This window comes from Litoribrevibacter euphylliae (genome assembly GCF_042646085.1).
GTDB classification, from domain to species: domain Bacteria; phylum Pseudomonadota; class Gammaproteobacteria; order Pseudomonadales; family Litoribrevibacteraceae; genus Litoribrevibacter; species Litoribrevibacter euphylliae.
In genome coordinates this window covers 1,139,325-1,164,117 of sequence record NZ_JBHRSZ010000002.1, presented here as the reverse complement: position 1 = coordinate 1,164,117, position 24,793 = coordinate 1,139,325, and the positions used below count along the sequence as shown (strand labels likewise).

General features: G+C 45.6%; 25 protein-coding genes. 21 read left to right on the top strand and 4 right to left on the bottom strand.

The genetic code is table 11. The features are described from left to right. The 16 genes from ACFOEK_RS06985 (at position 1) to ACFOEK_RS06910 (ending at position 17,273) form a co-directional block, all read left to right on the top strand. Complete coding sequence (locus ACFOEK_RS06985) at positions 1-864, top strand: HAD-IIB family hydrolase (RefSeq protein WP_386718172.1); 864 nt, start codon at positions 1-3, stop codon at positions 862-864. 121 nt (positions 865-985) lie between these two features. Beyond that, the gene (locus tag ACFOEK_RS06980) at positions 986-2,209 is read left to right on the top strand and encodes a glycosyl transferase (RefSeq protein ID WP_386718169.1); all 1,224 of its coding nucleotides are present in this window, start codon (positions 986-988) and stop codon (positions 2,207-2,209) included. Between the two features lie 84 nt (positions 2,210-2,293). Next, complete coding sequence (locus tag ACFOEK_RS06975) at positions 2,294-4,138, top strand: sugar phosphorylase (protein WP_386718166.1); 1,845 nt, start codon at positions 2,294-2,296, stop codon at positions 4,136-4,138. A gap of 258 nt (positions 4,139-4,396) precedes the next feature. Next, a complete protein-coding gene (locus ACFOEK_RS06970) occupies positions 4,397-5,614 on the top strand; it encodes an NAD(P)/FAD-dependent oxidoreductase (RefSeq protein WP_386718163.1) in 1,218 nt (405 codons plus the stop codon). Between the two features lie 54 nt (positions 5,615-5,668). Further along, positions 5,669-8,410, top strand: a complete 2,742-nt coding sequence (locus tag ACFOEK_RS06965; RefSeq protein WP_386718160.1) for a molybdopterin-dependent oxidoreductase — start codon at positions 5,669-5,671, stop codon at positions 8,408-8,410. Between the two features lie 203 nt (positions 8,411-8,613). Beyond that, entirely contained in the window at positions 8,614-9,453 is an 840-nt protein-coding gene (locus tag ACFOEK_RS06960) for a hypothetical protein (RefSeq protein WP_386718157.1), read from the top strand. Between the two features lie 44 nt (positions 9,454-9,497). After that, a complete protein-coding gene (locus tag ACFOEK_RS06955) occupies positions 9,498-9,950 on the top strand; it encodes a hypothetical protein (RefSeq protein WP_386718154.1) in 453 nt (150 codons plus the stop codon). Between the two features lie 168 nt (positions 9,951-10,118). After that, on the top strand, positions 10,119-10,595 hold the full coding sequence (locus ACFOEK_RS06950) for a YcxB family protein (protein WP_386718151.1): 477 nt from the start codon (positions 10,119-10,121) through the stop codon (positions 10,593-10,595). Between the two features lie 132 nt (positions 10,596-10,727). Next, entirely contained in the window at positions 10,728-10,910 is a 183-nt protein-coding gene (locus tag ACFOEK_RS06945; RefSeq protein WP_386718148.1) for a hypothetical protein, read from the top strand. A gap of 191 nt (positions 10,911-11,101) precedes the next feature. Continuing rightward, positions 11,102-11,596 (top strand): hypothetical protein, encoded by a 495-nt coding sequence (locus tag ACFOEK_RS06940; RefSeq protein ID WP_386718145.1) that lies wholly within the window; start codon positions 11,102-11,104, stop codon positions 11,594-11,596. A gap of 187 nt (positions 11,597-11,783) precedes the next feature. Next, the gene (locus ACFOEK_RS06935; protein ID WP_386718142.1) at positions 11,784-13,868 is read left to right on the top strand and encodes a hypothetical protein; all 2,085 of its coding nucleotides are present in this window, start codon (positions 11,784-11,786) and stop codon (positions 13,866-13,868) included. Between the two features lie 174 nt (positions 13,869-14,042). After that, positions 14,043-14,588 carry a DinB family protein gene (locus tag ACFOEK_RS06930; protein WP_386718139.1) on the top strand — a complete coding sequence of 182 codons (546 nt, stop codon included), beginning with the start codon at positions 14,043-14,045 and terminating at the stop codon, positions 14,586-14,588. A 41-nt stretch (positions 14,589-14,629) separates the two neighbouring features. Further along, on the top strand, positions 14,630-15,070 hold the full coding sequence (locus tag ACFOEK_RS06925; RefSeq protein WP_386718136.1) for a hypothetical protein: 441 nt from the start codon (positions 14,630-14,632) through the stop codon (positions 15,068-15,070). A 175-nt stretch (positions 15,071-15,245) separates the two neighbouring features. After that, positions 15,246-15,482 (top strand): hypothetical protein, encoded by a 237-nt coding sequence (locus tag ACFOEK_RS06920; RefSeq protein ID WP_386718133.1) that lies wholly within the window; start codon positions 15,246-15,248, stop codon positions 15,480-15,482. 287 nt (positions 15,483-15,769) lie between these two features. Beyond that, the gene (locus ACFOEK_RS06915) at positions 15,770-16,174 is read left to right on the top strand and encodes an NUDIX hydrolase (RefSeq protein WP_386718130.1); all 405 of its coding nucleotides are present in this window, start codon (positions 15,770-15,772) and stop codon (positions 16,172-16,174) included. A 259-nt stretch (positions 16,175-16,433) separates the two neighbouring features. Next, positions 16,434-17,273, top strand: coding sequence for a hypothetical protein (locus ACFOEK_RS06910; protein WP_386718127.1), 840 nt, complete (start codon positions 16,434-16,436; stop codon positions 17,271-17,273). Between the two features lie 71 nt (positions 17,274-17,344). On the opposite strand, the gene ACFOEK_RS06905 is transcribed toward ACFOEK_RS06910, so the two are convergent. Together ACFOEK_RS06905 and ACFOEK_RS06900 are read right to left on the bottom strand one after the other, a co-directional pair. Then, complete coding sequence (locus ACFOEK_RS06905) at positions 17,345-18,526, bottom strand: AAA family ATPase (RefSeq protein WP_386718124.1); 1,182 nt, start codon at positions 18,524-18,526, stop codon at positions 17,345-17,347. Between the two features lie 103 nt (positions 18,527-18,629). After that, positions 18,630-19,526, bottom strand: coding sequence for a LysR family transcriptional regulator (locus ACFOEK_RS06900; RefSeq protein ID WP_386718121.1), 897 nt, complete (start codon positions 19,524-19,526; stop codon positions 18,630-18,632). 123 nt (positions 19,527-19,649) lie between these two features. Between ACFOEK_RS06900 and ACFOEK_RS06895 the strand changes: the two genes are divergently transcribed. From ACFOEK_RS06895 to ACFOEK_RS06885, 3 genes are read left to right on the top strand one after another with little or no spacing between them, the layout of a single operon-like run. Continuing rightward, the gene (locus ACFOEK_RS06895; protein WP_386718119.1) at positions 19,650-20,258 is read left to right on the top strand and encodes a glutathione S-transferase family protein; all 609 of its coding nucleotides are present in this window, start codon (positions 19,650-19,652) and stop codon (positions 20,256-20,258) included. A gap of 44 nt (positions 20,259-20,302) precedes the next feature. Next, positions 20,303-20,692, top strand: a complete 390-nt coding sequence (locus ACFOEK_RS06890) for a nuclear transport factor 2 family protein (protein WP_386718116.1) — start codon at positions 20,303-20,305, stop codon at positions 20,690-20,692. A 48-nt stretch (positions 20,693-20,740) separates the two neighbouring features. Then, entirely contained in the window at positions 20,741-20,947 is a 207-nt protein-coding gene (locus ACFOEK_RS06885; RefSeq protein ID WP_386718113.1) for a 2-hydroxymuconate tautomerase family protein, read from the top strand. Between the two features lie 89 nt (positions 20,948-21,036). Here the strand turns inward: ACFOEK_RS06885 and ACFOEK_RS06880 are convergent, their stop codons facing one another. Both ACFOEK_RS06880 and ACFOEK_RS06875 read right to left on the bottom strand, forming a co-directional pair. After that, positions 21,037-22,980: a RecQ family ATP-dependent DNA helicase gene (locus tag ACFOEK_RS06880; RefSeq protein ID WP_386718110.1), complete on the bottom strand. Its 1,944-nt coding sequence runs from the start codon at positions 22,978-22,980 to the stop codon at positions 21,037-21,039. A 26-nt stretch (positions 22,981-23,006) separates the two neighbouring features. Then, positions 23,007-23,831 (bottom strand): cupin domain-containing protein, encoded by an 825-nt coding sequence (locus tag ACFOEK_RS06875; RefSeq protein WP_386718107.1) that lies wholly within the window; start codon positions 23,829-23,831, stop codon positions 23,007-23,009. A 145-nt stretch (positions 23,832-23,976) separates the two neighbouring features. Between ACFOEK_RS06875 and ACFOEK_RS06870 the strand changes: the two genes are divergently transcribed. Together ACFOEK_RS06870 and ACFOEK_RS06865 are read left to right on the top strand one after the other, a co-directional pair. After that, complete coding sequence (locus ACFOEK_RS06870; RefSeq protein WP_386718104.1) at positions 23,977-24,453, top strand: YHS domain-containing (seleno)protein; 477 nt, start codon at positions 23,977-23,979, stop codon at positions 24,451-24,453. After that, positions 24,453-24,791: a thioredoxin family protein gene (locus ACFOEK_RS06865; RefSeq protein WP_386718101.1), complete on the top strand. Its 339-nt coding sequence runs from the start codon at positions 24,453-24,455 to the stop codon at positions 24,789-24,791. The genes ACFOEK_RS06870 and ACFOEK_RS06865 overlap by 1 nt, the downstream gene beginning before the upstream one ends. The last annotated feature ends 2 nt before the right edge of the window (positions 24,792-24,793 follow it).

Genomic DNA, 24,793 nt, shown 5'->3' with positions numbered 1-24,793 from the left:
GTGACAGAAAACCAACAAGGGAAATTGCTCAGAGCCACGCACCAAGTCTTAATCTTTACTGACTTGGATGGCACTTTGCTTGATCACTATAACTATAATTTTCAGCCCGCCGTCAGTTTGTTGCACATCCTTGATGAAGCACACATTCCGGTGATTCCTGTGACCAGTAAGACTCGATCCGAGTTATTGGCGCTACGAAAAGAGCTAAATAACCGAAACCCATTTGTGGTGGAAAACGGAGCGGCGATCTTCATTCCCAAAGGCTTCTTTGATACCCAGCCGCAGGGCACCGATGAGTGCGAAGAGTTCTGGGTGCGTTCATTTGCACCGAGACGAAGCTATTGGGTGGAGTTATTAGAGAAGTTATCGAAACGCTTCCCGGATCAGTTCACTTACTTCTCAAAGTTGGGCACGGAAGGCGTTCAGGAATTCACCGGGCTGTCAGCCAAAGACGCTGAGTTGGCAAACCAACGCGAATTCAGCGAGCCGGTGCTTTGGTTGGGCGACGACGATACCAAAGCTCAGTTTAAAGACGCCTTGCTGGAAGAGGGCATTTGGATCGTAGAAGGCGGTCGCTTTCTTCATCTCAGCAACGGGTGCGATAAGGGCAAAGCCTTGAGTTGGCTAAAAGCCTTTTATCAAGCGCGAGACACGGAAACGCCGATTCATACCATCGCGCTGGGGGACAGCCACAACGATGTCTCGATGTTAGAAGCCTGCGATCAACCCATCGTCATTCGTTCACCGACAAAACACCCGCCTCAGTTACGAACCGACCAGCCCATTATTCACAGTCACTTGTCTGGGCCAGAAGGGTGGGCCGATACCGTGAGCCGGTATTTGGGCTTTCGTATAGGTAATTAAAGACGTATCGGAAATTAAGGGCGCATTAGTAATTAAAAGCGCACTGGAAATCGAACGTCCATTACAGAACTAAAGAATTCCAGAATTGAAGAATTAAAAAATTTATAAGTTTGAGGTTGTTATGGCAGATTTTTATCAGAACGGAATCATCACCACACTGCACAATTTATCGGAACGCACCCATGAGGATTTGGAATCGGAACTGGTGGATTTTTCCAAGTCTCGTCCTATGTCGTTGATCTTACCCTCCCTGTTTTCGGAGTTAGAAGGCGAAGCGCTTCCGAACATCATTCAGCATCTAAAAGAGGTGCCGTATTTGTCGGAGGTTGTGATTGGTCTCGACCGTGCAGACGAAGCCCAGTATCGACATGCGTTGAAATTCTTTGGTGAATTACCCCAACATCACCGCGTGCTGTGGAACGATGGCCCACGTTTAAAAGCACTCGATGCCGAGTTAATGGAATTAGGGGTGGCACCGAGAGAAATGGGCAAAGGTCGCAATGTTTGGTATTGCATGGGTTATGTGTTGGCCTCTGGCCGTGCTGAATCGGTGGCGTTGCATGATTGTGACATTCTCACCTATGACCGCGAGTTGTTAGCACGGTTGATCTATCCGGTGGCTAACCCACGTTTCAACTACGAATTCTGTAAGGGCTATTACGCGCGCGTGGCAGATGGCAAGATCAACGGCCGTGTGTCCCGTTTGTTGGTGACGCCGTTGTTGAGATCGCTTAAACGTGTGGTGGGTTATCGTGATTACATTGAGTACATGGACAGCTTCCGCTACCCATTGGCCGGTGAGTTTTCCTTCCGTCGTGATGTCTTGAACGACATTCGCATTCCTAGTGATTGGGGCTTGGAGATCGGTGTATTGTCCGAGATGTATCGCAACTATGCACATAATCGTTTGTGTCAGGTGGACATCGCCAAAACCTACGATCACAAGCATCAGGATTTGTCGTTCGGCAATGATCAAGGTGGCTTGTCGAAGATGTCCATCGACATCACCAAAGCGCTGTTCCGTAAGTTAGCGACGCAGGGTGAAACCTTTACGACCGAAACCTTCCGTTCATTGAAAGCCACCTACTACCGAATCGCCTTGGATTTCGTTGAAACCTACCACAACGACGCGGTGATGAATGGCTTGAAACTGGATATCCACAACGAAGAAAAAGCCGTTGAAATGTTTGCTGAAAACATCATGAAAGCCGGTCAGCACTTCCTGGAGCGCCCAATGGAACGCCCGTTTATTCCAAGTTGGAACCGCGTGGTCAGCGCCATGCCGGACGTTTTGGAACGTCTGAAAGACGCCGTTGAAAAAGACAACGAAGAGTTTCTTGGCTAAAGATTAGCGTGAAATAAAAAGTGGAATAAACAGCGAAATAGAAAGCGGAATGAATGAGTTGACGCGGAAAGGGAGAAAACAGTGATGTCGGACGTGTTAGAGCAGCTTCGTCAACGCTTGGAAACTCAGCTTGAATTTATCTATCGGGACATAGCAACGGTGTCGGATTACCCCGGCATCGCAGAAGCATTGATCTCGGCCATGGGGTTGAATGAGAAAGCCTATGAGATGTCGGAACCGGTGGCGTATCAGAATCACTGGTCGCAGCAAGACGTGGTATTGATCACCTATGGCGACAGTTTGGAAAAACGCCGCTCACGAAGCAGTCAGCAAGCGTGCCTTTCCGGTGAGCAAGAATATGGCTTTTCGGACATGGATGGTGACGTCGGCTTGGCTGAAAAACCGCTGAAAACCCTCAAACGGTTTTTGGATGAGCGCTGTAAAGAGGTGATCAACAGCGTTCATATTCTGCCGTTTTACCCGTACAGCTCGGACGACGGCTTTGCGGTGATTAACTATTCGGCGGTGAATGAATCCCTCGGTGGTTGGCCAGACATTAACGCCATCGCTGAAGACTATCGGTTAATGGCGGATTTGGTGATTAACCACTGTTCCAGCCGAAGCATCTGGTTTGATAACTTCATCAAAGGTGAAGGGCCGGGGCACGATTTCTTCTTTACCGCTGACCCGGAAGCCGATACTTCCAAGGTCGTTCGACCTCGCACCTCGCCTTTGTTGAAAGAAGTGGAAACAGCCAACGGCACGCAACATGTGTGGTGTACTTTCAGTCATGATCAGGTGGATTTCGACTTCACCAATCCCAAGGTGTTGATTGAGTTCGTCTGGATCATTCGCCTGTATCTCGACAATGGTGTGCGTCTGTTTCGTATGGATGCAGTGGCGTTTCTGTGGAAGATTCTTGGCACCAGTTGTTTGAATCTCGAAGAAACCCACGAGGTTGTGCGACTGCTGCGAAGCTTGATTGAACACGCGCAGCCGGATGCCGTGATCATCACCGAAACCAACATCCCTAACCGTGAGAATCTGGCGTACTTTGGTAACGCCAACGAAGCCCATTGTGTGTATAACTTCTCGCTGCCGCCCTTGTTGGTGAACACCTTAGTCACCGGCAGTTGTCATTATCTCAAGCAATGGATGATGAGTATGCCACCGGCGCAACACGGCACCGCCTACTTTAACTTCATTGCTTCCCACGACGGCATTGGCTTACGACCGGCCGAAGGGCTGTTGGAAGATCAGGAACTCAATACTTTGATCAGCACCATGCAATCCTTCGGTGGGCGAGTTTCCATGCGTGCGTTGGATGACGGTCAGAACAAGCCGTACGAGATCAATATTTCTTTATTCGATGCACTGCAAGGCACCACCAAAGGGCCGGATCGTTGGGCGCTGGATCGCTTCATTTGTGCTCATGCGATTATGTTGGCGTTGGAAGGCATTCCCGGCGTGTACATTCACAGCTTGCTCGGTACACGTAACGACTATGACAAGCTAAAACACACCAACCACAATCGCTCGATCAACCGACACCGTTGGGATGTGGAAGCCTTGGAGGAAAGCCTTGATGATCCGTTGAATGATCACCACAAAGTCTTTCATCGGATAAAGGCATTGTTGAAGATTCGTACCCGCCAGCAGGCATTCCACCCCAACGCGACCCAATTTACCTTGCATCTGGGGGATCAGCTATTTGGTTTCTGGCGTCAGAGCATGGATCGTCGTCAGAGCATTTTCTGCATCTATAACATTTCAGACGAGCCACAACCTTTGGCGTTATCGGAAGTGAACTTGATTGGCTTGGATCGTTGGCATGAACTGATCTCCGGCGAAGAGATTACCGATCTGGCACAAGAGATGATGCTCGCGCCGTATCAGGCCTTGTGGATAACTAATATGTTGGATAGTTAATAGAATCAATGGGGTCAGAGTAAGCGAATTGATTTTACTCTGACCCCAATTGATTTAGGGAAGGTTGCACTAAGTTGGTGCCTTGGTTTTTAGGTTTATTGTTATGCCTTAATTTGGTGCGCTTTGTTGTTTCTGAGATCTTTGGAATACAGGGGGAATGGTTGAATTTATAAATAAATCAATAAGTTAAAACCAGTGGTATAGGTATTGCTGTTTCTTAGTGTCTTATTTACCTCATTCGCCTTCCAGGAGTCCTGAATGAAACAGCAGTTAGTGGTCATTGGTAATGGCATGGCCGGAATGAAAGCCGTAGAAGAGTTGCTTTCTGCTGCGCCGGATAAGTTCGAGATCACCGTGTTTGGTGCCGAACCTTACGGCAACTACAACCGCATTATGCTTTCCCCCGTGTTGTGCGGGGAGAAGTCCATTGACGACATCATCATTAATGATCGTCAGTGGTACGAAGACAATCACATCACCCTACATGCCGGGCCGGACAAGGCGGTGGTGAATATTGATCGTACTCACAAACAGGTGATCGCCAAAGATGGCACTGAATGTCATTACGACAAGCTGTTGATCGCCACCGGCTCCAACCCCTTTATTCTGCCGATTCCAGGTCATGACTTGGACGGCGTCATTGCCTTCCGTGACATTTTCGACGTCAACAAAATGCTCAGCTACAGCGAGAGCAAACGCCACGCGGTGGTACTGGGCGGTGGCTTGCTTGGGCTGGAAGCCGCCAACGGTCTGGTGCAACGCGGCATGGACGTGACCGTCATTCATAGCAATGAAATCCTACTGAATCGTCAGTTAGACGACACCGCCGGACACCTGCTGCAATTGGAGCTGGAAAAGCGCGGCGTGAAATTCAAGATGTCGGCTAAAACTACGGCCTTGATCGACAACGGCGAAGGCCATGTGTGTGCTGCTCAGTTTGCCGATGGGGTTGAGTTGCCTTGTGATTTGTTTGTGATGGCCATTGGCGTTCGACCGAATTACAAACTGGCCGAAGCGGCTGGCATTCATTGCGAACGTGGCATCGTAGTTAGCGACACCTTACAAACCTTTGACCCGTCGATTTACGCGGTGGGCGAATGCATTCAGCACCGTGGCGATACCTTTGGGTTGGTGGCGCCGTTGTTTGAACAGGCTAAGGTCTGCGCCAATCATTTAAGCGGTCACGGCATGGCCAAGTATAAAACCTTACCGAGCGCGACCAAATTAAAAGTCACCGGCATTAATCTGTTTTCCATCGGTGATTTTATTGGCGATGAAGACTCTGAAATCATCAAATTCTCTGATCCGTCCGCGCAGGTGTATAAGAAGATCGTAATCAAAAATAACGGCATCATCGGCGTGGTGCTGTATGGCGATACCAAAGACGGTGCCTGGTATCAAAGCTTATTAGAACAGCGCACCAATATCGAAGAGATGCGTGAGTATTTAATTTTCGGGCAAGCTTATTTTGGTTAATAGAAAGCTCAGGCTAATGGCTCGCTTTGAATAGCAGTACATTTGGGAAAAAGTATGACAGTTGAAACATTCGAGATTCCGGTAAAAGAAGTGACGGACGTTCAAACCATCAAAACGACCTGCGCTTATTGCGGTGTCGGCTGTGGTATTCAGGCGACGGTGTCTCACTCTCAACGTACCGTTGCTGTGAAGGGCGACCCGGAACATCCTGCTAACTTCGGACGCTTATGTTCGAAAGGCTCGGCCTTGGCGGAAACGCTCGATCTCTCCAGCCGATTGCTGGAACCGCAAATCTACGGTCGTACGGCTTCTTGGGACGATGCCTTAACGCTGGTGGCCAGCAAGTTCCAACAAGTGATTGAAGAACATGGCCCGGAGGCTGTGGCTTTTTATGGTTCCGGCCAGCTGCTTACCGAAGATTATTACGTGGCCAACAAACTGATGAAGGGCTTCCTTGGCAGCGGCAACATGGATACCAACAGCCGCTTGTGCATGTCGTCGTCTGTGTCTGGGCATAAACGCGCGTTCGGTTCCGACACCGTGCCGAACTGTTATGAAGACTATGAGCACACTGATCTGATTGTGTTGGTGGGCTCCAACACCGCGTGGTGTCACCCGGTGTCCTTTCAACGTATTCGTCAGGCCAAAGAGAACAACCCGAACCTGAAAGTAGTGGTGATCGACCCACGCAAGACCGACAGCTGTGACATTGCCGACCTGCATGTGCCTGTAAAAGTCGGCTCCGATGTGGCTTTGTTTAATGGCTTATTGGCGTACCTTTATCAAGAAAACGCATTGGACCAGGACTACATCAATCAACATACAGAAGGCTTTGATCAGGCCATTCAAGCTGCTCAGTTAGATGCCTTTAACGTCGCAACCGTGGCGGAGAAATGTCGCTTGGCGCCACACGTGGTCGAGATCTTTTATCGCTGGTTCAAAGAGACCAATAAAACCCTGACGTTGTACAGCCAAGGGGTGAATCAATCGTCGTCTGGTTCGGACAAAGTCAACGCCATCATTAACTGCCACTTGGCTACCGGCCGCATTGGTAAAGAAGGGGCAGGACCGTTCTCTCTGACTGGTCAGCCGAATGCCATGGGTGGCCGAGAAGTGGGTGGCTTGGCGACTCAATTGGCTGAACACATGGAGTTCAGCGAACAAGACAGAGACATCGTTCAGCGTTTCTGGCAGTCCGACAATGTCACCGATAAACCGGGCTTACCGGCGGTGGATCTGTTTGATGCCGTGGCGAACGGGAAAATCAAAGCCATTTGGATCATGGCAACCAACCCGGTGGTGAGCCTGCCGAATGCCGATAAGGTCAAACAGGCGCTGCAACAATGTGAGTTTGTGGTGGTGTCGGATTGCGTGGCACACACAGACACACTCGATTTAGCGCATGTGAAATTACCGGCGGCGGGTTGGAGTGAGAAAGACGGCACCGTCACTAACTCCGAACGTCGTATTTCAAGACAACGGGCCTTATTGCCGTTGGCCGGGAACGCCAAACCCGATTGGTGGATCATCACCCAGGTGGCGAGAAAAATGGGCTTTGAGAACGCCTTCCCGTATGAAACCCCTGCGGATGTTTTTAGAGAACACGCCCGTTTCTCCGGCTTTGAAAACTCGCCGGAACAACGACTTCGCAGCTTTAACATTTCAGGCTTGGCAGAAATTACGGATGAACAATACCAGTCCTTCCCGCCGACCCAATGGCCGATTGTGTCCAGTGATGCGCTGCAAGATATTAACAACTTCGAGAACACCAAACGCCTCTTTGCCGAGGGTGGATTCTTCACGCCAACGCGCAAAGCCAAGTTTGTGGCGGTAGAGCACCGGGCACCACAAAATGCACCGGATGCAGACTGGCCTTTGATCCTCAATACCGGCCGTTTGCGTGATCAATGGCACACCATGACGCGTACTGGTTTGTCGGCGCGACTTAACCAGCACAAGCCCGAACCCTTTGTGGAAATCACACCGGCAGACGCACAAGCCAATGGCTTAGAACAAGGCCAACTGGCTCTGATCGAAAGCCAATGGGGTAAGATGCTGGCGCGCGTTACCGTCACCGACCGCATTGCCCAAGGCGAAATCTTTGTGCCCATGCACTGGACGGCGCAATTCAGCAGCCACAGCCGCATGGGTGGCGTGGTGAACCCGGTGGTTGATCCGGTTTCCTTCCAGCCGGAAAGCAAACACACGCCGGTACGAATCTCTGCCTTTAGCGCCGCATGGCACGGCTTCATTCTCTCCCGTCACCCACTGGTGTTGGACGGCATTGATTACGTGGTCTTGACAAAAGGCAACGGCTACTTCCGTTACGAACTGGCGGGCAAACGCGACGTGAAAAACTGGCAAGGCCACCTCGCGTATCAGCTCAAACCGTATTCCGGCGAGCTGGACTGGCAAACCTTCCAAGATCAAACCAAAAAAGTCTTCCGTACCGCCTGCTTCCACGAAGGCGAACTGCAGGCTGTGTTAATCACAGGCCCAGACAGTCACCTGCCAGAACGGGAGTGGATTGGCTCACTGTTTGACCCAGCCCGTGAAACTGAACTGGAAGCCGACGAACGCATGGCACTGCTCACCGGCAAACCACCACTCGGCACACCGGATGTTGGCAAGATCGTCTGCGCCTGCTTCAACGTTGGCGCCAAAACCATCGAAAACGCCATTAAAGACGGCAAACTCACCACTCCGCAAGACGTCGGTAAATGCTGTAAAGCCGGCACCAACTGCGGCTCCTGTGTTCCTGAAATTAAAGAGATTATTAGCGCAGTGAATAGCTGATAAGGCTTGTGTGAAATGCTCTGAAACCTTGCTTATTGTGCGGCCCTGCGGGGCCGTTTTTTTTTGTTCCTAAAAAATAGATTGGAAAAGGTATGGTTTGTCTACTAGCGTTAATGAGAGTCAAAAAGGAAGCACGGACGAAGTAAGGTAGTTGTTATAAGTGAGACAAGTGCTGTGTTTAATTGCCAAGTAAAGAGGGAACTATGAGAAACGACAATGGAAAGGAGTTGGTTCAAAATTCTGAAGAAATAGATCAAAAAATACAACAGGACCTTTCAGAAGCCCTTGGTGGCGGAAATCGTAAGAAATATTCTCGTTTTGTGTTAGCTGCACTTGGAAGTATTCCATGGGTTGGTGGATTTTTAGCTGCAAGCTCTGCAATAGATGCAGAAAATGAGCAAGAGAATATAAATAAGTTAACGCACCTTTGGCTAAAAGAGCATCAACTAAAAATACAGGAACTTGGGAAGGCATTTATTGAGATTCTTTCTAGGGTTGAAGGTTTTGGGGAAGAGATACAGGATAGAATTGAGTCCCCTCAATATTTATCACTTGTAAGGCAGGGATTTCGCGAGTGGGATCAGTCTGAAACACAGGAGAAAAGAGATTTAATTCGTAGATTGTTAACGAATGCTGGGGCAACTGTATTATGTCCAGATGATTTAGTTAGGCTTTTTCTCGATTGGATTAATCGTTACCACGAAGCTCATTTTTTAGTGATTAAACAAATATATCAAAACCCAGGAATCAGTAGGGGCGGGATTTGGGATAGAATCCACGGCGAGAGGCCTAGAGAGGACTCCGCTGAAGCGGATTTATTTAAATTGTTAATACGCGATCTAAGTATGGGGAGCGTTATTAGACAACACAGACCAACCAATGCATCAGGTCAATATTTAAAACAGCCCACAAAGAAACGAGGAAGCTCTTCAGGTGTGATGAAATCAGCATTTGATGATTCAGAACCTTATGAGCTTACTGAACTTGGTTCTAAGTTTGTTCATTATACAATGGAAGACGTTGTGCAAAGAGTTGAGAGTTAATAGGGATATTTTGATGTTGTTGCTTAGGTAAAAGGAATTATTTCGTGGGATGGTCAATTGAATGTTGTGATCTTAAATGTGGTGCTAAAACTTCTGCACGAAACATTGTGGATTTGATCGATAAACATAGAAATGAAGAGGGATGGTTTAAATGCTCAAAATGCCAAAGTCATGGGTATATTGAAAAGAGGTTTGCTCTACAGGAACCAGGTGAAACATGGGAACCTTACTTGAAAGGTATAGTTACTTTGGGTAACCCAGAGGATATCTACCAGCCATTCGTGTTCTTAGTGAGTTACGAGCCAAATGGACATCCAAATGATGCTTGGTTTTCATATTATAAGGACACTCGTCATCTAGGGGGACGGCTAAAGCTAGGATATGGGCCTGGTGGGCCTCCCGTTTTAGGGGAGGATAAGATAATTGAACTTGTCAAAACAATGGTTCAAAAAGGTTGTATAGAGCGAAGTAAATTACTGGATGCTATAAAAGAATAACTATTAGGAACACAGTCTATTAAAACGGCCCAAAGTGGCCGTTTTTTTGTGTTGGAAAGAGTAGGGAGCTTTGGTAGTGTTCTTGAGCATTAAAGGAGTTGTAACGGCTCATGCCGTTTCACGTTTTGTAAATGTCATTGATGAACTGATTTGTCCCATGAGGTGAAAATGGAATGTAGTTATACATTGTCTGAGTCAGAGGTTGTAAAAGCGTTGCAACTTCACGGCAGAGGGACGAATAAGACGTTAATTGTGCTCGCAGTGCTAGGTATCGCTTTAATCTTGTTGGGCATGTTTACCAAGTTTAAATTTATTGGCTTTGGCGGCGCTATCGGTGGACTTGTTGGATATTTCGTCACTATGTTCCTGATAACCCCCTTTAATGCTAAGAGGCAGTTTAAGGAAAATCGGTCTTTGCGAGGCGAATTGACGATTTCATTTTCAGATGAGGAAGTTGGTTTTAAAGCCGAAACAGGTGAAAGTAAATTGAGTTGGAGTGATATTCATAAATGGAAGCTGGGTGGCGGTATGTATCTTTTATACATAACCAGCAATATGTTTCATATGGTTCCTTTAAGAGCATTAGAAAACGAGAATGAGCTATCAAGTTTGCTACTTAAGCATGTTGGCCCTCAAAAGGTATGACATTCAACGCTCCAGTATTACCGTTCACGCCAGTGTTAACTTCTTTATAAAATACTAATCAACAAACCAAAGCGTAGGATGCGCTATCAAACATCTATGTTTGAAACCTTGTCTCATGAAGGACTTGATAATATGTTCAGATTACCCATTTTCTTTTTTACTCTGATGTTGTCTTTTAGTTCATCGGCAGAAAAAATCTATGAACCCGATGTTAAGTTGAAAGCGAATCAATGGGGTCAGAGTAAATTGAAATTGGCTTTTGAGTTGATTGCAGGTCTTGTTTGTGTTGGTTGTACTTACTCTGATCCCAATTGATTTCCATTACTTCTTCCATAAAAATATCAAAAACCTAACCTACTAGAACGGCCCAAAGTGGTCGTTTTTTGTTGGAGAAAGTATGCCGCTTTGGTAGTGTTCTTTCGGTTGAAAGGCGTGGTCATGGCACCTGCTGTTTCTAAATTGATAGATGCTCTTGATTGACTGTTAAGTGAAAAGGAAAAATAAATTTGTACCGAATTTTAATCATCATGTTCACCTCCCTTGGTGTCGGCTGTGCTTCTAATCAGTATCTGGATCGAGCTGAGGTCGGTTTTCAAATGAGCAAGGTCAGGGAAAAGGTATTCGTTACTAATCCCGAGATTGGCACTCCGTACGAAATCCTTAAATCGTCTGAAGTATATGAGTTAGTGGCTGAAAGCGAGACTGATACAAAACTCACGTTAGAATCTACGCAACGAGAGTATCTGTGCGGAAACTCATTAATTGCGTCAGCTCTATTTTTAGGTTTAATTCCTGTTAGCTTGTCAGATACAACATATTTTCGCTATGAAATTAGCGACAAAAACGGAACGCAAGAATACATCCATGAAATACCCATATACACCAGGGTTTCTATGTGGGAGTGGCTCTTCAAGCCTTTCTCTAAATCAGAAGATGAACTGCTGATTTTGGGGTTGAAGCAATCAGAACGTGAGTTACTGAAAAGTGGATTTAGATATTAAAGAGACCCGAGTTAATTAGACCAGAGCAATTGACTCTGGCTTATTAGTTGGTTTCAGGTGTTGTCTAGGTGTTCAAGTTAACACTTGCCCTTCCATTTGGTACGCACATACAATCCCCCTGCCTATACAGTTTCTTAGCTAGCACTAAGAAAACACGGAAGAATAATTACAATAAAAAGGAACAGTAATGTTTAATCGAGCATCACGCTTGAGCTTAGTTTTAGCTTTAAGTACCGCTTTTCTTAATGGTTGCAGTAGCAATAGTTCTGGTGGTTCGAATAGCGATTCGGACAACGTTCTAACAGGCCAATTTACCGACAGCCCGGTAAGTGGTTTGACCTACACTACGGCAACACAATCCGGTGTTACGGATGCCAACGGTTCATTTAAATATGTAGCGGGAGAAACCGTTACCTTTTCCATTGGTGCAACCACGCTTGGTAGTTCTCCGGCGCAAGCGACTGTTACACCGTTTGATTTAGCAAAAGCGACTATCCCAGGGAATAGCTTTATTGAAATATCATTAATTTTGGTTACGTTTCCTTTGATATATGAAGCTGAAACAACCCCTTTGCATACCACAATCAATATTGCCTCCCTATTGCAGACTTTAGATCAAGATGGGAATCCGGATAACGGGATTGAAATTACGCCTGAAGTTACCGCCTTATTTAATAATGTTCAGCTTAATCTTGAACAGCTCTATTCCCTGTTTGAACAAGACATACTTTTTAGACAGGTACTTGAGCAAGCAAATGATCAGTCCGTCTTCAGTGAGCCTCGTCAAATAAGAAAACCTTGGTTAGTGATGGATCATATGTATGGGTCTTTAGGTATGCATTCCATATCAACTCAAACAGGTAGAACCGAAGACCGTAATGCGGATGGCGTTTTAGATTACATTGATAAAACAACGTTGGATGTAAACGGGAATCCGTTGAGGAAAGAAAGAGACATGGATGGCGACGGCTCACCAGACTATGTCGAAATCAGAAGTTACGATAATTACGATAACTTAACCTTGCGAACCATAGATGAAGATAATGATGGAACACTGGATACTACCGAAAGCTGGGCCTACGACGAAAACAGCAATCTTATAAGGTATGCCAAGCAAGACGAGTCAGATAACTTCATCAAAGTTTACGCTTACAATGCCTATGGAAGACAAACGTATTTTAGTAATGATTCCGATGCAGACGGCACCCCAGAGACAATAGAACAATGGGAATTTAATGCTGAAGGCTATAAGACCAGATATGAAAATGACACGGATGGAAATGGCCAAGCCGATTTTATAGAAATCCATATCTATGATGTGAACGGAAATAAAATCCGATTTGAAAAAGATAGGGATGGCGACGGTACGCCTGATTACATCGAATATTCAGAGTTCGATGACAATAACAATCGATTAAGCCTAGAGACTGACATAGGTGGCGATGGCTCTATCAATAAAATTTCTAGCTGGCGTTTTGATACCAATAATAATCAAACTCGATATGCCATAGATTTTCGCGGAGACGGCTCTGTGGACTTTATAAGAAACAGTGCCTACGACAGCAATAATAAATTAACACGGGTGACTGAAGACAGTAATAATGATGGCACCATAGATCTCACCAAGATCTATAGGTACAACGACCAAGGTATTCAAACCCTCTTCGCTGAATACAATAATGGCGATAATCAGTCAGAAAAAGTGATCACCGATTCCTACGATGACCGAGGAAATCATACCTTTCATAGTGAGAAAGAAAATGGTGCTTTAGTTCTGTCTGAGACCTATCAGTACGACAATGATGATAACCTCACCCTCTATACCAAGGACAGTGATGGGGATACGGTTGTCGATATATCCAGAACCTATGCCTATGAAAATGGTAGGAAAATCTCGTATACAAGTGACGATAATGGCGATGGCGTAGCTGAAGTCACTGAAAGTTATACCTACCACGACAATGGCAACCTTAATCAAACTCTGATAAACAAAGATGCCGATAGCGATGGCACTATAGACTCCGTTCAGCGATTTTTCAGTGATCAGCAAGGAGAGCGTATCCGTAGTGAGATGGATAATAATGCCAGCGGTACAATCAATGAAATCAATCATTATGATAACGGTGATCTGGTTCGGACCGAGTCAGATACTAACGATGACGGGGTAATTGATAGCATTGAAACAAAGGAATACAGCACTAAAGGTGGTTGGCGCTGGATTTTCACTCAGCTGTTAGGTATTGGTGGTAAAAATATACCCATCGTCCTGTAATCAATGGGGTCATAATCAATGGGGTCAGAGTAAATTGAAATTAATCAATGGGGTCAGAGTAAATTGAAATTGGCTTTTGAGTTGATTACAGGTCTTGTCTTTGTTGGTTGTACTTACTCTGACCCCACTTGATTTAAGAGAGCTTAGAGCTTTTGTAAACCGTCTGGAGCACGCATGGAATACCAATCCCATTTCATATTGATGGCCGATTACAATCTGCGTATGAACGAGCAGTTTTATGAGGCTGCAGGCAAACTCTCGGAAGAGGAAGTCAGTGCTGATAAAGGCGCCTTCTTCGGTTCCATTCTTGGTACGCTCAATCATATATTGGTGGGTGATCTCATCTGGCTATCACGATTCTCAACGCACTCGACACGCTATCAATCTCTAAGAGCACTGAAAGACTTACCTCAACCAGAGGGCTTGGATCACGTTCTATATCCAAGTCTGGAATTGCTTACCCCAGTTCGTCAGCAGGTGGATGCTTCCATTAAGCGTTGGCTGGAAACTGAAGTCGAAGCATCCGATTTCACTAAGACACTGACTTATCAAAACGTGAAAGGCGTGACGAGTGAAAGAAACTTCGGTGAGCTTGCCTCTCACTTTTTCAATCATCAAACACATCATCGAGGCCAGGCATCAGCCCTGCTGAATCAGTTGGGTGTGGATGTCGGCGTGACGGATTTTCTGATTGATATTCCGGATATGAGGGTGGAGTAGGATCGTTGAGCGAGTGTTTATAGATTCATTAGAGAGGGATTATGTCTAAGAGAAGATTAATCGCCATTTTAGTAATGCTGAACCTGCTGGCCGCTTGTTCACTGATTGAGAATGTTTCTCAGAGAAAAGAATCTCAGCAATTGATTGGTAAGGCTGTTTTTGATCAGGATGTTTATCTTTGCTCTAAGGCTGTAGATGACCTTCCCGATCACTCGTTTCCTTTTAATCAGATGTATCAGAATCAAGGACGTATTCACTGTCCACGTGGAAAACTCGTTACTCAAATAGCTAAAGGTTCTACGGTAACCGTTAAACGTGTTATGGCCCGAGAAGTCTATTCAATACTGTCCGTTCAGCATTGGTATCTTATTGGGACGCTTGAATATAACGGTACACTCATGGATTTTTTCTATCACTATGGCATGGGTGCTCTTTCAGATTCAGCCCCATACAATCCAGAAAAACCTCCTTGGACTATGTAAATGTGTTAATAGAGTTTTGATGATCTCAGTACGTCTATTCACTTGTCGTTGAAATAACTGTTTATGCTACCATGCTGCGCCGCTATCACGCTGGTTTATGTGGCTCTTAATCTGGTGCAAGTAAGCGATTGTGATCTGTTAATTCCGTTTAGAAGTAAATTAAGGTTATTGAAAAGTGTTTTGGATTTTATTTTTATTGATTGGTGAAATTACAAAAATCATCAAGCTTAAAACGCAAAAGTATTTCACTCCGGTTAGAATTTTAGGAATGTTATCAATTTTAATTGGATTGTATTTTCGTCAGATTTCAACCAATTCGACTCAGATGACTATTGTAGGTGGCTTACTTATGGGGGGCTTACTTATGTATACGCTTGGGTGGGATCGTAAAAGGAATCCTAAAGATAAGTAACTGTAACTAATAGATTGATTCTTAGCATTAAGCACCACAAGGAACCTTATGATAGAGGATGTCGTAGAAGGACTGTTAAGGGGACTTGGCCGCTTCATCGGTCAGATTTTAGTAGAGGTAGTACTTGAGATTCTTATCAAAGGGCCTGGCTACCTAATCTGTAGGTTATTCGCGAAGGGCGATATAAACCCCGATAGTTATATTGTTTTTTTCACAAGTCTCGTGTTTTGGCTGATTGTAGGCTTTGGTGTCTATATGGTGTTTATTCAGGGTTGAGATAAAACCAAATGAAAAAATCCTCAGCCTGGGGGCTAATTGAAAAAGACGGGAAGTTCCTATTTATAAAGCGCAGTAAGAATACGAGTCGTTCTGGTCAATGGTGTCCGCCTGGTGGCGGAGTAAAGGAACTAGAAACACCCGAGGCGGCGTGTTTGCGTGAAGTGAAAGAAGAGGTTGGTCTTGCTGTACAGACCAAATCGCTGATTCGGAAGGACGAGTCGTTTTACTATTTTCATTGTTTCATGCTCAATGAAAGCGATGAGATTGTGCTCAAGCTCAATGAGTGTGAGGCTTATGAATGGGTTTCTATTCCCGACGTTTTAAAGTTAGGCCCGATTATGGAGCTTAAGCGGATGCTGAGAATATTCCGTGATATGGGTTTTATTATCGAAGAGCCAGAGAATGAAAGATAATCTGGAATCACTATTCATACGTATCTCAATATTTTCTATAACCTTTCGTTACGGAATATGCTCAAAAAAGGTCGAATTAGGAAACTACTCTGAAGCACATCAGACTATTCCCACGATATCGCTAATTAATTCCGAATCTTTCCATCAACTTATGTAAGAAGTTATTTCAATCTTATTGTGTAATTCCGAGTAATATTTATTTCTGATCTTCTAATCTACTTTTTGTATTCACTTAAATCGACTAGGAATGGTGATTAAGATGGATACTAAATCTGAAATTAAAGCGGTTGAAGCATGGTTGGCTGCCCTCTCTGAGGCTAAGTTGCTCCGAAAAGGTCTGGCTAACTCACAAAACAAAGAATATGTAGTGGGTGGCGGGGTATTTCTGGGTGTAGATACCAGCGCCCCTGATGCCTCAAAAATAGAGATTTTCTCAGATCCCAAGAATTTGCCTACTGCTATTTCGAGCTTGCTGGGGCTAGCACAGAACAGTGCGAACTTTCATCCTGGAGACCCTAAGAAAAATACTACCTCTGAAGATTTTAGTCAGTACATAAATAAAGTTGATCAAAGTCCGTTCTTTTCTCTGACTGATACAGCGAGAAAAGAAGGAATGGTGTCTTCCAAAGATTATGATTCACTGATTGATTCTATCGTAGATGTATACAAAGGAGTCTTAAGTGATAGTGTGGAAGCAATAACGAATAGTGTGGAAAATATGGCCAAAAATGTATTTTCCCAAGAACAAGCAGAGCAGTCAGAAGATCTCTTTGCTCAGAATGTTATTGCTATGTCATACAACAATGATTTTGGTTATCCGATCGTAACGATTGCCTATACCCATTTGCATATGGAAACTCAAAAAGATGGTAAAAGCTCAGTAAGTAGTCAATCATTTTTGGTGACGAGATCTACTTATAGAGTACTAGATGCCAAGATTCATGCCTATGCAGATATCTTGTCAGGCCAGGATACTCAAGATGTAGAAGATTGGTTGAAATCAATGAATACAAATGATGATACGAAATCTACGCCTTGTATTAAGACTTTACTTAAGTCTGCGGTTGAGAATTCAAAAAGTGATACATTAGTATCATAATTAATGAAACAGGCCCTTCGGGGCCGTGTCAGTCTTTCTGGACAATATCGTTAAAGCTATTGATCAAAACATCAATCCTGCCAATGCCAAGCCGGCCCATCCAACAATCCCTGATCCACAATAAAGGTTTCTCCTAGGTCTTTGTTTAAGGCTATGGAGTTACATTCACTGTTCGCTTCCAGGCTTGCGATCAAGCGCGGAGCGTGCGACACCACCCACACTTGGGTTTGTTCTGCGGCACGAATAATCAAGCGGCCCAAGGCTGGGAGTAAATCAGGGTGCAGGCTGGTTTCCGGCTCGTTTAGTACCAACAGTGACGGTGGTCTGGGGGTGAGTAAGGCCGCGACCAATAGCAAGTAGCGAAGTGTTCCGTCAGACAGTTCTGCTTGGTTGAGTGGTCGTAATAACCCATGCTGAATGAACTTCAGTGAGAAGCGATTCCCCGCATCCGATTCAAAGCCTATGGTGGCTCCGGGGAAGGCATCTTCTATGGATTCATACATGGCATCCCGATCTCCAATTTCATGGATGGTTCTTAATGCCGCCACTAAGCTGTGGCCATCCTGATCGAGTACAGTGGTTCGGGTACCAATTTGAGGGGTTCTGATGATGGAGTCAGCATCTGTTCTGAAGGAATCGTAGAACCGCCAATTCCGGATCGTTTGTCTCACTTCATAAATTTCAGGCGCTAACACCGGGTCAGTGATCTCACTCAAGATGCTCTCATAGGTATTGAGGCGAGTGTCATACACTTCCCATTTACGGCCAGAACGTACTTTGACGATGGGCCCGTTTCGATCGACTAGACAAGAACTCGGGCGATAGGCGTTTCCAGCCCAGATGCATTCGCGTTTGATCTCTGGGTCGAACTGGAACATGGAAGGATCATGATACCCGGCGAACCCTTGAGGTGGGGGCATGCCCAACGAAATAGAGTAACCGAAATTCTCGCCGGAAAACCCTAATCGTAATCGAGTTTGTTTCTTACTGGCACTCCCTTGAATGGGCTGTGAACCATCCTTCATGGATTTGCTGAAGGTTTCCGGCCCAGCCCAAAAGGTGTAATCAAGCCCGCCTTCCTGTGCAATGGAAGAGATCAAATTACCCCTGGCCGTTTCTGACAATAAGCGCAGTGCTTTATAGAGGTTGGATTTACCGCAGCCATTGGGGCCGGTTACAACATTCAGCCCGGATAACGGCGACACGATGTCTTTTAGGGAGCGGTAGTTGGATACTGAAAAGGCGTTGATCATGTGACGTTTGAATCTCCATATTCCATTACGGATAGCTACTGACAGACTATCTGAACCATGGTATCTGAACCAGACGTTGGTTTCTTACCATTGTTTACGATGTTTACGATGTTTGTGATCTGTTATTCGGGTTGAGAAACCAGTCTTGCACAAAATCGACACAACGACGAAGCGCCGGAGGCAAATGATGTCGAGCCGGGTACAGGGCATACAAAGTTAATTTCGGTCGATCTACGTCTTTGAGAATCTCAACGACATCGCCTTGTTCCAGCATCGGGCGACACACAAAATCCGGAATAAACCCAACGCCTAACCCGGCTTTAATGGCTTCCATCATAAAGATGGTATTGTTCGCCTTTAAGTTCCCTTTAACTCGAATTCCTTCCGCCAATGGCCAGTTTTGCTTTCCTTGAAAGTAGCTGTAGATATAACAATTGTGATCGGCTAAGTCGTTCGGTGTGTTGATCGGGCCTCGTCGTGCCAGATACGAGGGCGATGCACAAACGCGATAACTGAAACTGGTCAGTGGCTTGCCAATGTAAGCGGAATCGACCGGGCGGCTGGACGCACGAAAACCAAGATCAAACCCTTGTTCAATGAGATCAATTGGTTCATCGTCCAGGTGAATATCCAATTCAATCTCAGGATACTGGCGCATGAACTCTGCAAACAGCCGTGACAGATCCGTCACCCCTAAGGCCATTGGCGCATTAATGCGTAATTTACCTTTGGGCTGTTGCTGGACGGTCTGAATGTAACTTTCCGCGTCCGATAACTTGATCAGAATTTCCCGGCAATGTTGCAGATAGCCTTCGCCCACCGGCGTTAACTGGAGATTACGAGTGGAGCGATGCAGTAAACGTGCGCCCAACGATTCTTCCAGTCGAGACACTTCCTTACTGATCATTGATTTCGATGACCCGACTTCATCGGCCACCTTGGTGAAACTGCCTAAGTCTGCCAAGCGCACAAAGAGTTGGATGGCCCTCAGTTTATCCATCGTGTTTCCATATTGAGAACAGTAAGTCTCCATTGTAGCTATTTTTCGGAAAAGACAAAGTCACTAACCTTGATTCTGTTCTTAACAGATACAGAAAAAGACACTGACTTTAGGAGAATTCTAATGTACTCACTGTATTTTATTCCCGGTGCTTGTTCACTTGCGACTCAAGTAATTTTGCGTGAACTAGGGCAGCCAGTTACCTTGATCCACAAAGACGCTGACGATCAATTTTCGACGTTAAACCCGGTTGGAAATGTGCCTGTTTTACAAGACGGAGAGCAGACCATCACAGAAGGCGTGGCAATCTTGCTTCATCTGCTTGAAAAGCACAGCAATACCTTAATACCTGCTCACGGTGCTGATCGTTTGAAGGCCATTCAAGAGATGCTGTTTGCCAATGCTACCATGCACCCAGCCTACGGGCGTCTGTTTTTCATCGCTCAAAACATTGAAGACGGTGAAGTAAAACAAGCGGCGTTCGATCAAGCCGCCAATAGCATTAATCACCTATGGCAAGTGGTTGAACATAAACTGTCAAACCAAGCCTATCTGGGTGGTGACCACGTATCACCGGCCGATATTCTGCTGGCTGTGTATGCTCGTTGGGGCGAGTTCTTTCCTGTCTCTATCAACATCGGCGCTAACACCAAAAAGATGTTAGAACGCGTTTGGCAACGCCAGACGTTCCAGGATGCGTTGGCGGCTGAAGACGCCAAAATGGCCGCTTAGTTTTTATTTTTATGACAAGTATTCTCATAACAAAGGGCTCGCCTATGAACGCACATACGCAAAACAACATCAAAAATCATTCGGAAACCTATAAGCAATTAGAGCAGATGCTGAAAGATTACTTTGATGGTTTACATACCGGTGATACGGAAAAACTACGAGCTTTATTCCATGATGATGTTGTTCTTAAAACACCCGGCAAACGCCGCCCACGAAACGAATGGCTGCAGGATGTTGCTACGCGGCCAGTTCCTGAGACGGAGTCGTTGCCTTACCGTTTCAAGGTGTTAAATATCGAGATTGAACATGATATGGCGATGGCGAAAGTGGAATGCCCTTTGTTTGATTACTTCTATATCGACTACTTGATCTTCTTAAAAGAAGACGGTCAATGGCGGATCGTTAGCAAGGTTTACACGGACGTAAACCAGTAATTGCGCTTAAACACTTAAGATCAACACTGCAAAAAATAGGAAGTTCACATGCCGTACATCAATATTAAAATTACCGATGAAAATGTTACTAGAGAGCAAAAAGAAAAGCTGATCCAAGGCGCAACACAACTCATGGTCGACGTACTGGATAAGAATCCGCAAACGACCTTTGTAGTCATTGATGAAGTGAATACCGACAACTGGGGTATTGGCTACGATGTAGTGACGGATTTGCGCGCAAAGGCAAAGAAATAGTTACTAGAAAGATAAACGTAATCAATGGGGGCTAATCAATGGGGATCAGAGTAGTTGAGGCAGGTTGTTCTTACTCCGATCCCAATTGATTAGCTCATCAAAGCGCTCACCTTCTCCAACACCTCTCGATATCGCAGGTGCTCACAACTGGCCCAGCCGCTCATCTTTCTTAACTGAGTTCGTGCAAACACGGGTACTGCAATACCGGTTAGAAAACGGGTGATCAATGCAGGGGAGATGTCGTGAGCTGCTAAGCCTTTTTTATCCATTAACTCGGTGGTCATGGCCTGAATGCTTTGAATAAGAAACGGATCTTCGGGCCAAACTGCGGTTTGTGAATATTGAAGTTTGGCAATCTGCCCTCGGCATACCGAGCAATGCCCGCAATGTTGCGGTGCGGCTTGATCATCAAAGTAGCGGGCGAGGTTCCAGCTTAGGCAGGATTCTAATTCAAAGAAGCGAACCATGGCGGCGATGCGTTGAATTTCGCTGGTTTCTTTTTCAGCGAAATAGTGAGTGAGATCACTTGCTAGGTTAGCTTGGTGAATGACCTCCATATTCACTTGGTAGACTTCCGTCATGCCTTTGGTTTCGAGTTGAATCAGACCTTGCTCGTCAAGGTATTCGAGGGCGGCGATGACTCGATTTCGGTCACTGCCATATGCATGGTAGAGGCTATCAAAATTCAGTGTGCCCCAGATTTTTTTGAATTGGGTATGCTCGAAAATTTGATTTAAGAACTGCTGACGTTCTTCGTTGAAGCGACCGAGGATAGCCTCTTTGCTCTCGATGAGTTTTATTTTGAATTCGGCGAAGTAACTGTAAACCGGCTTGATGGCCTTCATCATTTCCAGCTGAACCAACAAGGTTTTCAGCGCCAGTTGGCGAATGTTACTGGCGTTGCTTAACGGGATGATCTGGGTTTCCCATTGACCGTTTTGGCTTTCCGTTCGAATGTTATCAATCACCGCTTGAATGCCATTCAGCTCGGGGGTGTCTCCGTAAACGAAGTTTTCGACCGTGTTGATGCCGTCTAAATTAGCGAGCACAAAGCAGTTGGCGTGTTGACCATCTCGCCCGGCGCGGCCAATTTCCTGGCTGTAATTCTCGATCGATTTTGGCAGGTCGTAATGAATCACATAACGAATGTCGGACTTATCAATGCCCATGCCAAAGGCAATGGTGGCAACCACCACATCGTATTGGCCGGCCATAAACTGATGTTGAATTTGCTTTCGTTGCTCGCTATCAAACCCGGCGTGATAAGCGACAGCGTTTAAGCCTGCGCGCTGTAGAAACTCAGCAACGGTTTCGGCAGTGTTTTGAAGGGTGACATAGACAATACCGGTGCCTTGTTGCTGTTGAATGATGCTCAACAAGGTCTGATCTCGCTGTTGGGCTGTGACTGGGAGAATGTTGAGATCAAGGTTCGGTCGGTAGAAGCCGGTTTGCACCACATGCTCCGGTGCAATGGCGAATTTATTGCTCATGTCCCGTTTCACTTTTTTGGTCGCCGTGGCGGTTAACAGCAGCACCAGCGGGATGTTTAACTCGGCTTTGTATTGCGGCAGTTTCAGGTAATCAGGGCGAAAGTTATGACCCCATTCGGAAATACAGTGGGCTTCATCCACCACCAACATGGAAATAGCCACAGAACCGATGAACTGGCGGAAGCGTTCGTTTTTAAAGCGTTCCACACTGATCATCAGAATTTTGATTTTGCCTGATCGCACATCGGTCATGACCTGCTGGTTTTCTTCGGCGCTTAAGCTGGAATCAATGCTTGCCGCCGCAATGCCTTTGCTTTGTAGAAACGCCAGTTGGTCTTTCATTAACGCCAGTAGCGGGCTGACTACCAGAGTTAAATGCGGAAGCTGAGTGGCGGTAAATTGATAACAAAGTGACTTACCAGAACCCGTAGGAAAAATCGCCAGGGAACTGACCCCGGATAATAACTGCTGGATGGTTTGCTCTTGCCCCGGACGAAAGTGATCAAAGGAAAAAGTCGATTGTAAGGCTGGGACAAGGTTCATAGAGTGCATGTTGATCGTAAGTAGGTTTATTGGTTGAGGTAGTTTTTTATCCACTGCTTTGGTGTAACCCCAAAGCGTCGCTTAAATACTCTGGACAGTGTGGATGCATTTTCATAGCCGACACTGTTGGCGACTAAACCGACCGGTTTGTTGTTTTTCAAAAGCCCTTTGGCAAGAGCCATACGAAGGTCCGTCAAATAATCCAAAGGCGCTTGGCCAACCGTCTCTTTAAATAGTGCCGAGAATTTAGAGCGGGACATAGCAACGGTTTCTGCCATTTCTTCCACCGTCCATTCGTATTCCGGTTGTTTTTTTAGCATCTCCATTAACGGCATCAATCTAGGGTGCGTGCTTCCGGCGATCATACCGAAACTGACAATGCCTATGTCTACCACATGACGCAACAGTTGAACCATAAATACATCACACTGGCGATCAATCAATAATTGGTAACCGGGCTGTTTTTTAAAGGCTTCATCAAAGATTGATTGGGTTGTGGTGTTGATGCTGCCACCGCTTTCTATGTCGATGTAGATAAACTTGGGCAGTGCTTGGCGCAGGAAGTCTATTTGTTTGGCTGGGAAATGGATAGATGCACAGACCAGCTCAGCACCCGACTGAGCATCGACATTGATCGAATGCCTCATCGCTTTGGGGAAAAACAGAACACTTGATTGGTTGATGGTTAACTCGTGACCATCTTCTGTTTTAACCGTAATTTGACCAGATTTAAGAAAGTGAAGATGACCAACGCCTTCCTCTTCAAAGCTTTGTAATCCACAAAGATTACCGCTGAAAAAGACCTCAGCTCGAACATCTACGCCTTGCAAAAGATCACTCAAGGTATCCATGTCGCCTCCTTTGGACGATCGGTGCTTTATTTTGGACGCCTAGTCCATTTTAAAAAATTCACGTCAGTAATCTATGTCTCATGGGTGAGGCGAACAGCCAATACGCCCGAATAAAGAGTAACCAAACTTTTATTAAGGACATAGCATGAAAATCGCAAAAACTCTTAAATTTTTAACCGCTGCAAGTGCATTAGTGATTAGCAGTTTGAGCTTCGCATCGTCGGTCAATATTGGTGATAACGATGTTGCCATCCACGGATACGACCCTGTTGCTTATTTTACTAACAGCAAAGCGGTAGAAGGCTCTGCAAAGTTTACTGCAATTCATGACGGTGCCATTTACCGCTTCGCCAGTAAAAAGAATCGCGATCTGTTCAGCAGTGACCCAAGCCATTATGCCCCTCAGTTTGGTGGCTATTGTGCAATGGGCGTTGCTTTGGATAAGAAACTGGACATCGATCCAAACGCTTTTTACATCTACAAAGACAAACTCTATCTCAACCTGAATAAAGACGTTCAGAAAAAATGGGTAACCGATATTCCTGGTTATCTTAAAACGGCAAATCGCACTTGGTCAGGAATTGAAGATCTATCCGTAGCTGAGACTAATGCGGAGGACTAATGGTTCAGGCGACAAAGTCCGTTATGCCTGAGTCTTTGTCTGGGGAAGTAGTACATCAGTTCAGTTTATTGTGCTTTAGCACGAGCTGGTGTGCTCCTTGTCAACAAATGAAACCTGTAGTGGAAGCGTTAAAAAAACACTTTGCCGACAGGATAAGCATCTTACCCGTGGATGCCGATGAGTACCCCCATTTGACTCAAGGCTACAAAATTCGAGCGGTGCCGACCTTTGTCTTTCTAGATAAAGACGTTGAAACCGCACGGAGATCTGGTGCAGTCAGCTTACCCGAGATGGCGAAGTGGCTGGATCTTCAGGTTCAAGAAGCTACACAGAAATGAGG

What these genes read in the sequence shown, in the direction of transcription:
- ACFOEK_RS06965 (WP_386718160.1), top strand. Translation starts at nt 5,669, where the DNA reads ATGACAGTTGAAACATTCGAGATTCCGGTAAAAGAAGTGACGGACGTT.
- ACFOEK_RS06895 (WP_386718119.1), top strand. Translation starts at nt 19,650, where the DNA reads ATGTACTCACTGTATTTTATTCCCGGTGCTTGTTCACTTGCGACTCAA.
- ACFOEK_RS06945 (WP_386718148.1), top strand. Translation starts at nt 10,728, where the DNA reads ATGTTCAGATTACCCATTTTCTTTTTTACTCTGATGTTGTCTTTTAGT.
- ACFOEK_RS06970 (WP_386718163.1), top strand. Translation starts at nt 4,397, where the DNA reads ATGAAACAGCAGTTAGTGGTCATTGGTAATGGCATGGCCGGAATGAAA.
- ACFOEK_RS06925 (WP_386718136.1), top strand. Translation starts at nt 14,630, where the DNA reads ATGTCTAAGAGAAGATTAATCGCCATTTTAGTAATGCTGAACCTGCTG.
- ACFOEK_RS06905 (WP_386718124.1), bottom strand. Translation starts at nt 18,526, where the DNA reads ATGATCAACGCCTTTTCAGTATCCAACTACCGCTCCCTAAAAGACATC.
- ACFOEK_RS06975 (WP_386718166.1), top strand. Translation starts at nt 2,294, where the DNA reads ATGTCGGACGTGTTAGAGCAGCTTCGTCAACGCTTGGAAACTCAGCTT.
- ACFOEK_RS06885 (WP_386718113.1), top strand. Translation starts at nt 20,741, where the DNA reads ATGCCGTACATCAATATTAAAATTACCGATGAAAATGTTACTAGAGAG.
- ACFOEK_RS06870 (WP_386718104.1), top strand. Translation starts at nt 23,977, where the DNA reads ATGAAAATCGCAAAAACTCTTAAATTTTTAACCGCTGCAAGTGCATTA.
- ACFOEK_RS06865 (WP_386718101.1), top strand. Translation starts at nt 24,453, where the DNA reads ATGGTTCAGGCGACAAAGTCCGTTATGCCTGAGTCTTTGTCTGGGGAA.
- ACFOEK_RS06980 (WP_386718169.1), top strand. Translation starts at nt 986, where the DNA reads ATGGCAGATTTTTATCAGAACGGAATCATCACCACACTGCACAATTTA.
- ACFOEK_RS06950 (WP_386718151.1), top strand. Translation starts at nt 10,119, where the DNA reads ATGGAATGTAGTTATACATTGTCTGAGTCAGAGGTTGTAAAAGCGTTG.
- ACFOEK_RS06875 (WP_386718107.1), bottom strand. Translation starts at nt 23,831, where the DNA reads ATGGATACCTTGAGTGATCTTTTGCAAGGCGTAGATGTTCGAGCTGAG.
- ACFOEK_RS06930 (WP_386718139.1), top strand. Translation starts at nt 14,043, where the DNA reads ATGGAATACCAATCCCATTTCATATTGATGGCCGATTACAATCTGCGT.
- ACFOEK_RS06935 (WP_386718142.1), top strand. Translation starts at nt 11,784, where the DNA reads ATGTTTAATCGAGCATCACGCTTGAGCTTAGTTTTAGCTTTAAGTACC.
- ACFOEK_RS06960 (WP_386718157.1), top strand. Translation starts at nt 8,614, where the DNA reads ATGAGAAACGACAATGGAAAGGAGTTGGTTCAAAATTCTGAAGAAATA.
- ACFOEK_RS06915 (WP_386718130.1), top strand. Translation starts at nt 15,770, where the DNA reads ATGAAAAAATCCTCAGCCTGGGGGCTAATTGAAAAAGACGGGAAGTTC.
- ACFOEK_RS06900 (WP_386718121.1), bottom strand. Translation starts at nt 19,526, where the DNA reads ATGGATAAACTGAGGGCCATCCAACTCTTTGTGCGCTTGGCAGACTTA.
- ACFOEK_RS06910 (WP_386718127.1), top strand. Translation starts at nt 16,434, where the DNA reads ATGGATACTAAATCTGAAATTAAAGCGGTTGAAGCATGGTTGGCTGCC.
- ACFOEK_RS06880 (WP_386718110.1), bottom strand. Translation starts at nt 22,980, where the DNA reads ATGAACCTTGTCCCAGCCTTACAATCGACTTTTTCCTTTGATCACTTT.
- ACFOEK_RS06890 (WP_386718116.1), top strand. Translation starts at nt 20,303, where the DNA reads ATGAACGCACATACGCAAAACAACATCAAAAATCATTCGGAAACCTAT.